A 16,671-nucleotide genomic window follows, 5' to 3' on the forward strand; every position below is an offset into this window, starting at 1 on the left:
GCAACTTTTTCCAAGAATTTCTAAAAAAAGGATTGGATGCTAAAAAAGATCACTTTTTCAGTGCCCTCTAAATTATCGTGCCCCCTTTTTTAAGCTGTGAATTATTGTTGATAGTACGATTTTGAACTTTTATGGAAACTTTGACTACTTGATTCTTTTTTTTTATATTATATTTTTGTGCCCGATAATTAAAGACTACTAAGGTAAAAATAAAAGATTGGAGTTAAAAATCGGGTAATTATGTTTTTGTATAGAAAATGTTTAACGGTTATTGCAGGATTGCTGTTTCTCTTTTTCAATACAGTGTCCGCACAGAAAGTAGCCTTAAAAAGTAATTTGCTGTATGATGCGACGGGTAGCATAAATTTGGGCGTGGAGCTGGCTTTGGCTTTGCAGTGGACTTTGGACGTATCGGGCAATTATAATGCCTGGGATTTTTTTAATGATAAAAAATGGAGACATATACTCGTGCAACCGGAAGCGAGATATTGGTTGTGTGAGAAATTCAACGGGCATTTTTTGGGTATTCATGTCCAATGGATGAAATTCAATATAGGCAGTGTGGACATGCCTTTCGGGTTGTGGGATGAGACACGCAACAGCCGTTTCCAAGGAGATCTGTGGGGAGGAGGACTAGCATACGGCTACAATTGGCTTTTGTCGAGACACTGGAATCTCGAGGCGGAGGTCGGTGTCGGTTACGGGCGAGTGATATACGACAAATACCCTTGTGCCTCGTGCGGCAATCGCATTGACTCGAGTAGGAAAAACTATTTCGGTCCTACGAAATTGGCTTTGAACCTTGTGTATATATTCTGACAGTTAGGAAAATCAATAAACACTTATTTCTTTTTTTTTGAGTGATGAGGAGTATTGCAAAAACAATATTGTTCGCGTTTGCTATTGTACCAGTGCCGGTTGCGGCTTTAGCAGCAAGCGTTTCTGATCAAACGAAAAATATACGTGCCGAGCAGTTGCAGGTGAAAAAATATGGGAACAACGTAGAAGTGAGTTTCCGGATGTGTATGCAGGCGCTTGACGTAAAGTCCAACCGTTCATTCCTTCTTACCCCAGTTCTGGTGAAAGGTGACAGCGTCTGTGCTTTGCCTCCGGTAATGGTGGCGGGACGCCGGCAGGAATTGGTGAATAGACGAAACCGTTATAAAGGTCATTTGGTGAAGTACAGCAAAGACGATAAAGCCGTATTAAACTATGCGGAGAAAGTGGAGTACAAGGAATGGATGAGAGGGGCGAGCCTTATGATTGCAAGCGATTTTTGCGGATGTAGAGGGGCGTTGCTCGATCAGGATGTGATGCCTGTAAAAGATGCTGTGTTGTATCAGCCTGAGCCTGTGTTGGCATTCGTGGCTCCCGCAGCCGAACCTCTCAAGGTAAGAGAAGAATTGGGCAAGGCTTTTCTTGATTTTCCGGTAAACGAAATGGCGATTTATCCCGATTATCGTGGCAATGAGGCGGAACTGGGCAAGATACAGACTATCATCGACCTTGTGAAGAATGATACCAATGCACATATCACCCATATATCTATACATGGCTATGCTTCGCCCGAAGGGGATTTCAACAACAATAAGAGGCTTGCACAGGGACGTGCAGAGGCTTTGAAGCAATATGTGCTTTCACAGTACGGTTTTTCTTCTAATATAATAGATGTGTCGTCCACTCCCGAAGACTGGCAGGGACTGAAACAGCAGGTGGAGGCTTCAGATATTGAAAACCGTGAAAAGGTACTGGAAGTAATAGCCCGTGATATGGAGGAAGATGTCAAAAACTACCGCTTGCAGCTTATAGACGGAGGGAAGACTTACGAATATCTGCTCAAGGAAGTATATCCGTCGTTGCGTCGTTCGGAATACGTGGTGCACTATACTGTACGTGCCTTCAACGTAGAGGAAGCAAAGAAACAGATCCTCGTGCGTCCGCAGCTGTTGAGCCTGAAGGAAATGTATGCCGTCTCGGCAACGTATGCTCCCGGAAGCCCGGAATTCAACGAGGTGTTTGACATTGCGATACGTCTTTTCCCCCACGACAGGACAGCCAACCTCAATGCGGCTCTTGTGGCAATAAGCGAGAAGAATTACCCTCGTGCAGAGAGGTATCTGGAAAGGGCTGGAGATAGTCCGGAAACTGTCCATGCCCGTGGTGTGCTTTGCCTTATGACAGGACGCTACGATGAGGCGGAGGCATTGCTGAAACAAGCTGCCCATGCCGGCATAAAGGGTGCGGAGGAGAACTTGAAGCAATTGAGGCTGGTTCGGGAGAACTGATGTACAAACGGATAAATAAGAATAATAAATAACAAAAAACTCATTATCAATTTGGCATTATGCAATTTAAAAAGTTTATGTTTGCAGGGCTGGCTTTGACAATGATGGCCTCCTGTCAAAAAGAGTTTGAACAAAACAGTTCACTGAACGAGGGTGATGCCTACATGTCGCTTTCCATTGAAATGCCTAACGTGGATGGTAAACGTGCCATCAATGGGGGGCATGAAACAAGTGCCGGAACAGTAGGTGAACAGAAGATTACTTCCTTAAAATTGTATGTGTTTGATGCACAGACCGGACAGCTACAGAACGAAGGAAACATCAACTTCAAAATGAATGATCTTAAACCTTACAATCCGAGTGTGGGCGCCGACAAGACTATCACTTATACTATCCCTGCCTTCAAAATCAAAGGTGGAGAGAAGAAGGTACTGGTTATTGTGAATCCATTGGATGAAAAATTCACAGATCAAACAGCTCAGACTGTGATGGGTGAAACAATGACATTGACAGAAAAGGAAATAAAAACAGTTTCCTCTGAAGGAAAGTTTATGATGACCAACGTAAACAGAGCATCTGATACTGACGGTATGGTATCTGTTACTGTGGACGGAACAGAAACGAATCCTACAAACGTGACGGTGGAAGTGGAACGCGTGGTGGCAAAGATTGAGGATATGACTACGAATTATGAAATTGAGGTGAAAGACAATAGCAATAATGATGTTGTGGTATTCCAAAAAGTAGCCCTTATCAATGGAAACACCAAGTTTTATCCTATCATGAAGGTTAAGGATAATGTCGAAGACGATGCTAACGACTATGTACAAGACCCCAATTTCGAGGGTCAGAGTGATCAAACAGTAGCTGACTTTTACTCTAAAGAGTTCACGGCAAAAACATTCGATAATGTCGGTGATAATGTAAAGGCTCTTTCTTCGGAAGAAAATGCTGCCAATGCTTTGTTCTACACTCTCGAAAACACTATGACTGCAAACGAGCAAATGAATGCTTATACCACAGGTCTGTATTATCAGGCACAGTACAAGTTAGGAGGACAAGAAGGTAATGTATATAAATTTGGAGAAAACCTATACACATGGAGCCAGCTTTCAAGTAATGCCGGTAGTCTTGGCCTGAATCTGACTAATGTGACAGATAAATCTCCTATAGCTGCGTTTGCATCCATCGGTGTGCAAAAGTTCGAAAACGGTGTGTGCTACTACAAGTACTGGATTCGCCACATAAGCAACAACGATCCAAGCACAATGGGAGCTATGGAGTTTGCCGTGGTGCGCAACAACCACTACCAGATGGTTATCAAAAGCGTGAGTGGCATTGGTGAGAACGTGCCTACCAACCCTGAAACAACTGATCCGGACGAAGAAGCAGACAGTTTCCTTGACGTGAAGATGAAGGTTCTTCCTTGGGTGGTTCGTGTGAATAACATCGATTTCTAACAGTTAAACAGCATTTAAAAGGATAACTAATCCTGCATTTTGAACATGTATATGGTAAAAAGGTTGGTTTCATTATTTACTCTTGTCTGCCTGTTGTCCGCTTGCTCGGACAACAGGCTGGAAGAGTTGCGCAAAGATGACAGTGGTGAGCAGGGCAAGGCCTGGCTCACCCTTACCATATCGTTGCCGTCCGAGGCTGTTTCACGAAGCTCCACAGGAGGTCAAGGCGGAACGGATGAGGGCACGGAAGAAGGTACACTGAACGAGAGCAAGGTAAAGGATGCATACGTTATTTTTGGAAAGATGGTGGAAGGTATCAACCGCCCTCTTAAAATTTCGCATATATTCCATGTGAAAGAGTTCTTGCAGGTAGGAAACACTTCCTCGTTGTGGAAAGCGACTATAGAATGTGAACCGGGTTATTACCGCGTGGCGGTGATTGCGAATCCCGGGAAAAGAATCGCTACCGAAGGGGCATCAGACCAATTCAACAACCTTCCTGTCGATTGGAATGCATTGGGTATGCATTATGTGGACTTCGGGGGTGGAGAAGGCTTCGATGACCTTGAACAAATATGGGAAGGAGGCTATTTCCTTATGACTACGGCATATACCGGCGATCCTAAAGCGTATGATGTGAACATGGCTGCTGGAGAGCAGTCGTATCTCACGATGGAAGTGCAGCGTGCATGTGCGCGCTTTGACTATAAAAAAGGAAAAGACATTTATCAATTCCCCTTGGCGGTGGATTCTGTCTCCGGATCGAAACAGACAGAAAACAACGTCAGCGTTACGCTTACGCATGCCGCCCTGATGAACGTGAGTAAGGCGTTCAACCTTTTCAAGCTGATTGCTTCCGATGAGAAGGAAGGTACTCCCGTAACTTTCTACAGTATCGAGACAAACAGCAATTACGTGTACGACGGCGACTGGGATTTCAAACGCATGTGCCAGTTGGACCCGGCCCTTTCCGATCGCTTGTTCTTTTACTCTTCTGAGCATCTGGCGGGCAGACTTAAATATATATCGCTTTCCGGATATGACACTGAGAATTATAAACGCCTGTTCTATTGCCCCGAGAATACACTTCCCGGAACAAAAGCACAGATTAATGCCATATCCACGGCAGTGGTGTTCAAGGGAAGTTTCAAGGTGGAAGGAGTTTCGGCAGACAACATATACTATTACAACCGTACTCTATATACCTCTATCGACAGGCTGAAAGAGGCTTTGAGTGGTGAAGGCACGGATCTGGAGGACACGTCCGACAAGAACCTTGCTGCACTGGGCGTGATGCGCTTCGTGAAGGAGGACGGGACTTACCCCGTGTGGTACACTTATTGGAATCGACATAATGATAACAACAACCCCAACGTGATGGGGATCATGGAGTTTGCCGTAGTGCGGAACAATATATACCTGCTGATGGTGAATAGAATCTCTTCCTTAGGACTGCCACGCCCGCCGTATGAGATAGAAAACCCGTGGAAGCCGGGTGGCAACATGCCGGATGAAGTACCCTCCATCATGGATGTAACGGTGGAGGTAAACGAGTGGAAGGAGCGAATACTTGATTACGAAATATAATGGTAAACGAAATATGATAAAGAAAACACAATCTGTCCGCAGCCTGCTGGTAGCCATGGTTGTTGCGATACTGTTGTTTTGTTCCGTGGCATGCAGCACCATCACCGAGGATCTTCCCCGGTGTACGCATTACATCGATTTCCGTTATGACTACAACATGATGTACACTGATGCTTTCGGTGTCGAGGTGAAGAAATTGGATGTCTATGTGTTCGACAAGGACGACCGTTTCGTGACATGTTACCGAGACGAGGAGGATTCCTTGGGAGAAAACTACCGTATACGCTGCGACCTTCCCATTGGGAAATACCGTCTTGTGGCATGGGCAGGACGATACGCACGCTCGTATGACTTCGCCGCGGAGGTGGATTCACCCGAAGAACTCTCCGTAAGGATGAAGCGCGAAGCGGACGGAACGCAGGATAAGGAACTCGATGCCTTGTGGCACGGCGAAGCGGAAATGGAGATTACAGGCGACAAGGCAGGCTCCACCACCGTGCGACTGGTGAAGATTACCAACAAGTTCCGCCTTGTGGTGCAGGGAACAGAGGGAGTGTCGTTGAAAGACGAAAACATAGGTTTTTCCATTACGGGTGCTAACGGTTTTGCCGCACACAACAATTTGCTCTTGCCCGACGAGACGGTAACCTATCGTCCGTATTTCCGTACTTGGCAGGACTTGGGCGAAGATGGAACCGTGATGGAGGCTGTGGTGGTGGAGCTGAACACCATGCGACTGATGGAGAATGGCGACATGAAGCTGAGCATAAGTCGCGGAAACGGTGAGCCACTGGTAGACATCAATCTCGTGAAATATCTGCTTCTCACCAAAATGGAGGGCTATGAGATGCCTGCACAGGAGTATCTGGACAGGCAGGACGAGTATGTGATGATATTCTTTCTACAAAAGAACTCCGAAGGGAACTATTTCGTAGTGAAAATCAAGATAAACGATTGGATAATACGTCCGCAACCGGGCGATTTATAAAAACGGATTAAAAAATGGGTAGAAAAGCTATTTTATTTTTCACTGCGACTTGTGCGTTTACTCTTGCCTCCTGCAGTAAGGAGGAGGTCGTGAGTGAGGAGTGGCGGGAGGGTTCCGGAATACTCGAGGTTTCGGTAACTTCGGTTGCCGAAACCAATGCTTCGGCAGACGAGGAGAATATCATCCGCCGCCTGTACATCTATGCCTACGACGACAGCCATGCCTTTCCCGACTATTACTGCAACACTCTTGTGAACAACGGCAACGGTGCGAACGGTACTTTCCGTGTGGAGATGGCTATCAACGGGATGGGAAAGAAACGTTTCTACATGGTGGCAAACCCTCCGCGCTATGTGGAGGAGATGCTCACCACCATTTGTCCTGAAGGTACATTGAAGACCTTGGGGATGGTGATTACCAAGCCACTGGAAAACATGGGAGAACTTCCTCAGGAGGAGGATGGAAGCATTATAGGTGATTCGGGTTTTCCCATGGCCAACTATATGGAGGCATACGTTAGCCTAGGCGAAAAAGACAAGGAGCTGGTGCTTTATCCCGAAGACGGGAAGGGTGGCGGACGCATCGTGAGCATACCGCTCTTCCGTTCGCTGGCAAAGGTAAGCGTGTCGGTATGGAGGGAGAACTGTGCGGACGACGAGGTGGTGGCAGTGAAAAGATTGAGCCTGTACAACTATACGCTGAACGGCTTCATCGGTCCCAAGTGGGACATCAGCGAGGACAGTCCCGTTTGGGTGGGCGGAGATGCGAGTAGTTCAACAGCCAGATGGAACCCTTCTTTGCTGATGGACCTTAAGGAGATGGTTAAGCGTGAAACGCGCGTGGGGAATGATGCGGTCTCCGTACTGGACAGTCCGGCTATCATCACTCCAGACCACAACACCAAGGAAACCCCGCAGCTTATATCTGACTTCTATCTCTGCCAGAACTCTTACGGCGAGGCGATGACAGGAGAAACACAGTCGGGAATACCCGATGTCGAGGGAAACCGTACTACGCGACTGGTGGTGGAACTCGAAGACGGTCGTCTCAGCACGATACCACTGCCTTATCTGTTGCGCAACGATCATCTGAAGATACGAATATCCGTTACCGACCAAAAGATTAAGGCGGATTTTCATAAATGGGAACTGGAGGAAGTGTCGCCCGACTGGGACGATGGGGTTTGGCGTCCTGAAGAAGGTGATAGCGTACAACCACCTGCTCCAACTTCATCTTTAAAACATTTTCTTAAAAAATGATGAACATGAAAACGGCTTATCATATATTTACTGTGCTTTTGTTCCTCCTCCTTGGGGTATCCTGCCAAAAGGAGGAAGTGCGCCTTCCCAGTAACGAATCGCCCACTGAAGGTGAGGGTATCAGTCTGGTATTTTCTTTCGCCGGCACCGGCGAGTCTGCGCGCACCTCCGCTTCCGACGAGGAAATCAAGCTGGAGGAAGGAAAGGTGTATGACCTGCTTTATGCGGTGTTCCAGAGTAAGGAACGTCGCATAATGAAATTCGTGGACTTGAGCGAACAGAGCTATTCTACCGGAGAAAACAACATGTACGAGACAGAGCATTTCGATGAAAGCCATTTCGATGAGAACACGGAAATATTCGTTGTGGCGAATGTCACGGAGGAAATAAAGAAGAATTTGACAGACACAGTGAATTTGTCCGATGAACTCTTGTACTTGCGCTGGCGCGGATATACATACGAACACGATCTCAATGCCGAAGCTGGCAGTACAGACTTGCGCCAGATAGAGAAGCCACTGATGGCCGGATATCTTCCACTGAGCCGTAACTTCGACGCTTCCATCATAGTGCACGTGGAACATGTCTATTGCCGCATTTGGTTCGAGTTCGAGTGGAAGGACGTGCCCGAAGCTGAACGCGTGGTGATAGACAGCATCGCGATAGAGGGACTTGTAAATAATACATGGTTGTTCAATACCGAAACACAGTCGCTTGACAACAACCCAGAAGAACCTGCGAAGACAAAGGTGCTGGTGAAAAACTATAAGAGCCAATGGCCTTTTCTGGCAGACTTGACGCTTGACAAATATCCCTACCATGATGCGGGCGATACTATCCTGATGAGGATGGAGCACCCGAACTACAAGACCGTGTGCCGTTATCCTTGGGAAGGAGCAGAAATGTCGAAAACCCAAAGGCCCGTGCGCTACTATGCGTACAGCTACCAATGGGTGGGGCTTACCCTTGAGGACGATCCGCTGGTTACCCTGTATTACCACTTTAAGAAAAAAGACGGTACTTCTGCCGACAGCTCCCCGGCGGAGGTACACAAGTGGGCGAAGGCACGCCTGTACGACGAAACGCACTATCCGGGCAAGCGTCATCACGGACTGCTGAGGAACTATACTTACAAGCTGGACTGCAAGGTTAGCACGTTGACAAACTCGCTCGATCTGCATATAATGTCCGTGCCATGGCTGAAACACGATATTGACGATATTCCTACATTTGAATAAAAACAACATAGCAATTCACAGACAATGAAGAAATTTATTTTACATATACCTGCAAGAATACTATCGGCGGGAGGGCTTCCGGTACTGGCACTGTTGTGCATGCTCATGGCTTCCTGCTACGACGACTTCTTGTCGCAGTCGGAAGAGGGAACTCCTCTGGAGGTGGTGGAAGGCATTGAGGGGGAACTCACCCTGACCATTGCCCCCGATACTTACAACGAACTGGAGATAAGTACCCGGGCTTCGCCCGACGAGGCTTCCGACCAGCATATACACTCTCTGTACCTATTCGTGATAGACCGCAAGAACCTTGACGGAAGCGTTCCGCCGGAACAATGCCCCATCATAGCCAGAAAGTATTTCTCCAATGTGCTTAACAACATATCTGACGTGACGGAGGACGGACAGAAGTTCAAGGTAACGGAAATCACCATACCTGCCGTGAGCTGCGGGACGGCTCAGTTTTATGCTATAGCCAATTTAGGCTATTCTGACATGCAGGGAGTGGAAAACGAAGCAGACATGATAGAAATGTGCGACACGGTAACAACGCTTTACTATCTGCGTGACGTGGTGGCGCGCCTCGGGGTGAACGACAAGAAGGAGGTAAACGTAGAGCGTATGCAGGGTCACCACCTGATGAGTGGCTTTTTCCGTAGAGCCGATTTGTATAACTATCTGGACAATCCTACGGAGTTTCCTATCGTGACAATAAGGGCCGAAGCAGACGGTAAGCTCCATCTGTATGATGCTAAAACCGGTGCTCCATATTGCTTGTTGGGACATGAAAATGAGAAAGGAACGTCGGCAGGAATTTTCGTGAACCGTTTGGACACGAAGGTAACGGTAAGGATACAGCCTGCGGGGGCATTGGCAACAACCGACGGAGCATATTTCCGTCTTACCTCGTGGCAGGTGATGAACCTGCCGAGGCAGCAGTACCCGCTTTGGAGCTTCAAGGTGAGGGAGTGGCACGTGCCCGACAAGATGCTGGGCAATAGCAAGGTGTTCAAGAGAGACTTGACTGAAACGGACGAGGGCGGATGGGAGTTCACCTACTACCAGTTTGAGAACTATCAGGCCACGCCCAAACCGGAGCAGCAGAAGGACTGTACGGTGCTTAATGCGGCGGCTATTGCCGCACAATACAATAAGGAGTACGGGCTGAAAGACAATGACAAGGTAACGGCGGAGATGGTAACGGACTCGTTTGCCGTGAAATATCCCAATAAGTTTTCCGGCTTTGCCTACGGGCTTCGGGAGCTAAAGGACAAGAGTTATGCCTACGGTGATAGTCAAAGCAAACCATACGACCCTGACGCCGAGCAGAACAACGACACCATAACCGTGGTGAACGGAGACTTTACCAATGCCCCCGACGATGCCACATATGTGAAGATTACAGGTTTCTACTACAATCCTCAAGAGCCGGAACGACGCATCAAGGACGACCCGGAGAGCATGAAGTTCGACAAGACATACCCCATCGACCAATATCCCTATTGGGGAGAGGGACAGATTCCCGTAAGCACAATAAAAGAGGCTCACAAGGGAACGCGTGCTGCATGGGTGACGTATTATGTACATTTGGGATATGTGGGAGGCGGAAATCTCAATCTTACCAACGACCCTTGCCCAAAAGGAGACGAGCTGAAAAACTTCGAGAAGTTCAAGGACAAGCTGAACGACTACAATGTGTTGCGAAACCACCATTACACTTATACCCTGAAAGTGGCAGGTGCCGAAAACATCAAGTTGGAGGCTACGCGTGAGGACGGAGGAAGCGTGTATGAGCAGGAGAACCAGCCCGGTGCAGAAGGACAGGTGGTGGACTCAAGGCATTTCTATGACCTTGATGCCCATTACACCGCCATAAACTATACAGTGGATTTTCACGGTATGCCTTTTGATCTCGACAAAGGCTTTGGGTTTGCCATATCCACGCCTTTTCAGGAAAAGCGAGTGGTATTGAAGAAAGGTCCCGACGGAGAGTACGGCTTGTTCGACGGGAACGGTGTGGAAATGACTTCCATACGAGGGTGGGACATGGACTGGATACACTTTGCATGGCACGGTGACTTGAACGATCCTTCGCGCTCGTTGATAGACAAGGAAACAGGCAATGGGGTGGAATACTCCAACACCTACGGCGGATACAAAGACCAACAGACATACAGGACAGACAATCTTATTCTCACACAGGAGAAAGACGCGACACATCAGCACTACCTGCTCAACTGCTACGAGTTCGCTAAACTGGTGTGGAGGGGGTTTGCCACATGGAAAGCGGAAGGGCAACCAAAAGATAAGAGCAGCATGACGTTCACCATTTTCGTGGACGAGTTTTACTACGACTTTAATCCCGTCACGAATGCCCAGCTCAATTGGAAGGACTTTTGCAACCAAGATAGACGCAAGATATTCTTCTTCATGGATGTAGACGAAATCAGTGCCGATCAGCAAAACTGGTACACCAATTCGCATTTGGTCATTATGCAGTCGTCCATACAGACGCACTATGCCACTGACAACTATGGAGGACAGATTGTGGCTAACGTGGCATACGGTATAGAACATGTAGACGAGTTCCGAGCGCAGTACAAGAGCGACAAATCGAACAGTTATACCGACGACCAGTACTTTGAGCAGAAGTCTACGTCTTTGGTAAACGGTCTTTATAATACTATGCTGTGGTACAACAGATATAAATCCAATGGCGAACGTGTCATAGATTGGGCAAAAGCCGCAAGCTATTTCACCGAGAAATGCTACAACCAATATCCCACAAACGATGTCATAAATAATAACAAAGGAATAGACGGGAATAGATCCTACCGTAGGGGACAGTGGGCCATTTATACTCGCAACAGAGACCTTAACCGTAACGGAAAGCTAGATCCCGAGGAGATACGTTGGTTTGTGCCGGCTATAGACCAATACACCTACTGCTTCTTGGGCGGACGTCCGGTGTTTGACAATCCTCTGTACGAAAAGCACATCGCCGTGAACTACCAAGGCACTGAAAACTGGTTGAAAGGGGTAAACATAGTACACTTCATGAGCAGTACCGGCACAGTAAACAAAAACAACGTGTTTTGGGCGGAAGAAGGATGTACTAAAGGAAAGTACGGAGGCGGACAAGCCCAAAAGTACTATGGCATACGTATGGCGAGAATGCTCTGTATACATGGGGTAGAGAGTTCGGGCGCGGCATTTGCCGGTGGCAAGATGAAGGAGGAGACATTGCTTCAAGACGACCTGTACGTAATATCACATACCCGCAACGGCGAGCCTGTGCCTAGAGACCAGCGCGTGGACGGAAAGACTTACTACATCTTGCTGAACAAGATGAACATGGATGCCTTCAGAGAACCGTTGGGCATAGGTGAACTTACGGCGCACACGCACGAGGAGAAGCAGAACTGGCTTTGTCGCGAATACCGAATAGCTAAAAACAAGGTGGGTTACAAGTCTTATACCAACCCCGTCACATACGACAGAACCCCTATGGTGGACGGAAAGCCTCGCACGTGGTATCAGATGAGCGGGCAATGGTCGCCCGATAAGTTCGGATCAAACCACGTCCTCTATTACAGGGGTGCAGAGGAAAGCCTCGCATACGAGTATCGCGAGGACAACGATGGTATGGACCTTCACCATTGGCGTATTCCCAACCTGAGGGAAGCCTCTATTCTTACCATGGCATTCCCCAATGAGTGGTTTTTCGGTAGCGACACGCAATTTGACGGCAGGTCGATAGTCGCAGGGACTACCAGCGCCAATCTCGGACCCGGATCTACCGACTATCCGGTCTGGATACTCCGTGAAAATACCATTTACCGTATGCCTAGCTCCGACTCTGGCGGAGATGGCGGAACATTGTTCTATGTGCGCAGCGTGCAGGATGTAAAGTAGTTCTTTATATCTTAAAATCCGCAGCCATTCATTTAACGGTTGCGGATTTTAGGACTTATTTTTGTCATGCCTGTTGAAGTTTTATTTTTGTTTAATAACAAAACTAATTTAAGTGAATCTTCAGATATGCCAAGGTTCTTCAAGTTCAAAGCATAATAGTTTCCGCCTGAATCCATAGCAAAAGGTAATTGATTACAAAGAATCAGATTCCTGCTCCATACGTCTTTTGCTATGACTTCAATTGTTTCAAAAGCATTAGTGCATTCCTTTATCGGAAATTAGTTGAAAAATTACTTTTGCTCGCCAAAAATAAGATTAAAATAGTTGAAATTTGTATTTCTTCTCGTATTTTTAAATTCAAAGAACTTTTCTATTGTGTTATTGATAAATAGTTGATAATTAGTTGTTTATGTCTACTGAAGCAAATTAGAGGGAAAAGATTATTTGCTTTAAATATTTTACTGAAACAGAAAGTGAAATATGTAGCTATTTCAAGCAAGTCGAAAGAATCATCAGAAACAAAGAAATCTTAGATATTTCTAAATCAGCAATGATGAATATAGTAAATGGATGTACAGATGCATTTGAGATAGAAGAAAAGAAAAGCGAATTTTTAGATTGTTACAAAAGAAAGGAATATCAAGAGATACATATAGTCAATATTACGAAGAGAAAAATCGTTCATATAATATTGAAGATAAAATATTTTGGGAAGATTATCTTTAGATCTGCATATAAAATATAAAGGAAATGTTCTATTAGAAACGTATTTGTTTTTTTCTGACAAATCGTTTTGGGACTATTTTAAACAAAGGCCTAAGTCCTAATATACGGCTTAAATCGTTTGATATTATAACTAAGGCGCAAATAACTTTAGTATCTCAAGTTAATGATGCTATTGGATATAGATTTGATGAAATTAAAGATAGAATATCGAAAGGTAAATAGGCATTGAAACAGCTAAAAGGAATATAGCAAGTCTTAAAGAAGAAATAATAAACCCTGAAGACATTGAAGACAATATTAGTCAAAATGATTTTGTAGAACAATATGTTGTGAAAGATAAACTTGACAAACTTGTAAGAAAATCTGCTATAAAAATATATAGATTGTTGTACTTTATTTTTTGATTACAGTATTGTTCATTTATTTAGACCTTATTCATTTTGAAAATAAATGGAAGTTTTTAGTGTATATTAACACTGTTATTAATACTCTTTATACGATCATTAATTATATGCCCATTTTATTTATCTCTTTAAATATAAAAAATGCAGAAAGGAGTTATATGCGACTCTTGAAAAAGAATATGATAAATCACACAATCTACCTATATTGAAAGTTTTAACAAAAGAGGATATTTTAAATAAGATTGAAGACGCTGTCCAGTATTTTGTGTAAATAGAAGACTTCAGGATTCTGGTTTTATACTTGAATCCTGATAAACTCCAGTTTTTCTTGTTCAAGCGGATATGTCAGCGACTTCATCTCTGTTTCCACCTTTTCTTTGTGCTGCGAAAGCAGTAAACATTCGTAATATTGCGAATCTATATTGCAGCCGAGCGTGCGGTAACTCCACATCTGCTCCGAAGCCTTTTTCATATACCATGCACAGGCTTTGGTATTGAGAACCTGCATTAATCTTTTATAATGCGATCATATCAATATTCGCCACGGTGTAGCGCTGTTACCATTCAATATTTCGGGATATTGGCTGAAAAAGTTATGTAAAATATTGAGTATTATACAAGCAAAAAGGTTCTGTGTGCATATGATAATTCTGAGTCTGTTTTATTGTAAATCAATCTTGACTTTATTATGGAGCGTCTTTTTAGAATACAACAATAGCTATTGCCCTTAACGTAAATAAAGTAAGAAGGGGAGCAAGAAGAGTTAATTCTCTCTTCCTGCCCCCCTCAATCACATTTAGATGTAAATTTGAGCGTGTGCCGAAACTCACCACAGAGGACACAGAGTAACATAGAGTGATTTTTAAGTTATTGACTATCAATATTCTTATTTTGTGATAATCCGTGTAATCTGTGGTGAAAAGGGTTTTGATACAATCCCTTATTTAATCTTTTCCCGTATCTTCGTCAGGTACTTTTTCATTCCTTCCGCATCTTTGCTTGTGATAATTTCAAGCAACTGTTTCAGCTCTGTGCGGATGTTCTCTACCTGTGACGGCGTGCGCGGATTGAACAGGATTTCCTGCAATAAGTAATCATCTTCGCTCAAAAGCCCTTTTGCAATAGCCATGTGCTTCTTGAATGTGGTTCCCGGTGCCTCTTGGTGTTTCATGACAGCTGCGAAAACAAACGTCGAAACAAACGGGATGGACAAGGAGTAAGCCACTGTTTCATCATGCTCGTCGAAGGTATACTCAAAAATATTCAGGTTCAGGCTATTGTATAAGTCTTTAAAGAATACTTTCCCCAAATGATCGCTCTCACTGATGATGATGGCACTTTCGCTGCTCAGATTGCTCAGACTGGCAAAAGTAGGGCCAAACATCGGGTGAGTGGAGACATAACGGAATCCGCTTTCTTCGTAGAACTTCTTCAGTCCGGTTTTCACCGAAGCGATATCACTCAGGATACAGTCTTTGGGCAAAACAGGCAGAATTTTGCGGAAAGCGTCCAGCGTATACTTCACTGTGGCAGCATTGATCACCAGTTCCGGTTCGAACTCCTTGATCTCCTCCAATGTTGTGAAGCGATACGTGTTGTACACGAACCGAAGCTGATGCGGGTTGACGTCGAACACGGCCGTCTCGTGCTGGAAACTTAGTATGTCAGTAAAGAAGGAGCCCATCTTGCCGGCTCCCAAAATTAGAATTCGCATAATATGAATGATTTGCTATTTATTGATAATCTCCATCTGTTGACGAACCGATTCTTCGTGGATGGCTTCGAAGATCACTTTCACAAACTCTGCACTCATGCCGCACTGTTCGCCCTGGGCACCGCGTTTCTCAAGAATCTCGTTATAACGTCCGGTCTGAAGCACTGTGATGTCGTGTTCTTTCTTATAAGTACCGATCTCACGTGCTACGCGCATGCGTTTTGACAGTTCCTGAATGATGTTATCATCGCATTCGTCAATCTGTTTACGCAGTACGTTCAGGTTCTCCGTTGTCTGTGTCTCTTTACGGATGACGAGCAGGTTGAGGATGTAGTCCAGTACGTCCGGAGTCACCTGCTGTGAAGCGTCGCTCCATGCACAGTCCGGGTTACAGTGACTTTCCACTATCAGTCCGTCGAAGTTCAGGTCCATGGCCTGCTGACAGAGAGGAGCTACCAGTTCGCGCTTTCCTCCGATGTGGCTCGGGTCGCAGAAGATAGGCAGTTCGGGGATGCGGCGGCGCAACTCGATAGGAATGTGCCATTGCGGCAGGTTGCGGTACAACTTCTTGTCGTAGCTGCTGAAGCCGCGATGAATGGCTCCCAGACGTTTCAGTCCGGCGTTGTTGATACGTTCCAGAGCACCGATCCATAATTCCAGATCCGGATTTACCGGGTTCTTCACCAGCACAGGGATGTCTACACCTTTCAGTGCGTCTGCTATTTCCTGTACGGCAAACGGATTGGCGGTGGTACGGGCACCTACCCACAACACGTCGATGCCCGCTTTCAAGCATTCGTATACGTGCTTGGCTGTAGCCACTTCGGTAGATACGTACATGCCGGTCTCTTTCTTCACCTCTTTCAGCCAGGCGAGGCCTTCTACGCCGATACCTTCGAAACCTCCCGGTTTGGTGCGTGGTTTCCAGATTCCCGCACGGAAGATTTTTACTCCTTTGGCTGCCAGTTGTGTGGCGGTTGACATTACTTGCTCTTCTGTTTCGGCACTGCAAGGGCCGGCTATCACCATCGGGCGTTTATCTTCTACGCCCGGCAATAAGATTGATTCGAGTTCCATATCGATCTAATTCGTTTA

General features: G+C 45.8%; 11 protein-coding genes and 1 pseudogene. 8 read left to right on the forward strand and 4 right to left on the reverse strand.

Translation table 11 applies throughout. The annotated features are described in order from the left end of the window. Positions 1–240 precede the first annotated feature (240 nt). Genes JZY04_RS19635 through JZY04_RS19670 form a run of 8 tightly spaced genes read left to right on the forward strand, consistent with a single transcriptional unit; the run spans position 241 to position 12,732 of the window. Positions 241–819 carry a DUF3575 domain-containing protein gene (locus JZY04_RS19635; RefSeq protein ID WP_122142742.1) on the forward strand — a complete coding sequence of 193 codons (579 nt, stop codon included), beginning with the start codon at positions 241–243 and terminating at the stop codon, positions 817–819. A gap of 44 nt (positions 820–863) precedes the next feature. Further along, the gene (locus tag JZY04_RS19640; protein WP_122142741.1) at positions 864–2,285 is read left to right on the forward strand and encodes a DUF3868 domain-containing protein; all 1,422 of its coding nucleotides are present in this window, start codon (positions 864–866) and stop codon (positions 2,283–2,285) included. A 59-nt stretch (positions 2,286–2,344) separates the two neighbouring features. Beyond that, positions 2,345–3,745 carry an Mfa1 family fimbria major subunit gene (locus JZY04_RS19645; RefSeq protein ID WP_122142740.1) on the forward strand — a complete coding sequence of 467 codons (1,401 nt, stop codon included), beginning with the start codon at positions 2,345–2,347 and terminating at the stop codon, positions 3,743–3,745. 51 nt (positions 3,746–3,796) lie between these two features. Continuing rightward, positions 3,797–5,332 carry an Mfa1 family fimbria major subunit gene (locus tag JZY04_RS19650; protein WP_182007624.1) on the forward strand — a complete coding sequence of 512 codons (1,536 nt, stop codon included), beginning with the start codon at positions 3,797–3,799 and terminating at the stop codon, positions 5,330–5,332. 13 nt (positions 5,333–5,345) lie between these two features. Next, positions 5,346–6,320 (forward strand): FimB/Mfa2 family fimbrial subunit, encoded by a 975-nt coding sequence (locus tag JZY04_RS19655; RefSeq protein WP_122142738.1) that lies wholly within the window; start codon positions 5,346–5,348, stop codon positions 6,318–6,320. Positions 6,321–6,334: 14 nt separating this feature from the next. Continuing rightward, a complete protein-coding gene (locus JZY04_RS19660) occupies positions 6,335–7,579 on the forward strand; it encodes a fimbrillin family protein (protein WP_122142737.1) in 1,245 nt (414 codons plus the stop codon). Positions 7,580–7,584: 5 nt separating this feature from the next. After that, on the forward strand, positions 7,585–8,817 hold the full coding sequence (locus JZY04_RS19665; protein ID WP_181996416.1) for a hypothetical protein: 1,233 nt from the start codon (positions 7,585–7,587) through the stop codon (positions 8,815–8,817). A gap of 24 nt (positions 8,818–8,841) precedes the next feature. Beyond that, the gene (locus JZY04_RS19670; RefSeq protein ID WP_220575476.1) at positions 8,842–12,732 is read left to right on the forward strand and encodes a hypothetical protein; all 3,891 of its coding nucleotides are present in this window, start codon (positions 8,842–8,844) and stop codon (positions 12,730–12,732) included. Between the two features lie 134 nt (positions 12,733–12,866). Here JZY04_RS19670 and JZY04_RS21390 read toward each other — a convergent pair. The 4 genes and pseudogenes from JZY04_RS21390 to JZY04_RS19685 all read right to left on the reverse strand — a co-directional run. Further along, a pseudogene (locus JZY04_RS21390) lies at positions 12,867–13,010 on the reverse strand (SMI1/KNR4 family protein); the annotation flags it as partial. A gap of 1,147 nt (positions 13,011–14,157) precedes the next feature. Continuing rightward, entirely contained in the window at positions 14,158–14,370 is a 213-nt protein-coding gene (locus JZY04_RS19675; RefSeq protein ID WP_122142733.1) for a DUF1016 family protein, read from the reverse strand. Positions 14,371–14,802: 432 nt separating this feature from the next. Continuing rightward, on the reverse strand, positions 14,803–15,576 hold the full coding sequence (locus JZY04_RS19680) for a prephenate dehydrogenase/arogenate dehydrogenase family protein (protein WP_005781592.1): 774 nt from the start codon (positions 15,574–15,576) through the stop codon (positions 14,803–14,805). 15 nt (positions 15,577–15,591) lie between these two features. Then, positions 15,592–16,653 carry a bifunctional 3-deoxy-7-phosphoheptulonate synthase/chorismate mutase type II gene (locus JZY04_RS19685; RefSeq protein ID WP_005808636.1) on the reverse strand — a complete coding sequence of 354 codons (1,062 nt, stop codon included), beginning with the start codon at positions 16,651–16,653 and terminating at the stop codon, positions 15,592–15,594. Positions 16,654–16,671 lie beyond the last annotated feature (18 nt).

Source organism: Bacteroides sp. 11BF (genome assembly GCF_019633765.1).
Taxonomy (GTDB): domain Bacteria; phylum Bacteroidota; class Bacteroidia; order Bacteroidales; family Bacteroidaceae; genus Bacteroides; species Bacteroides hominis.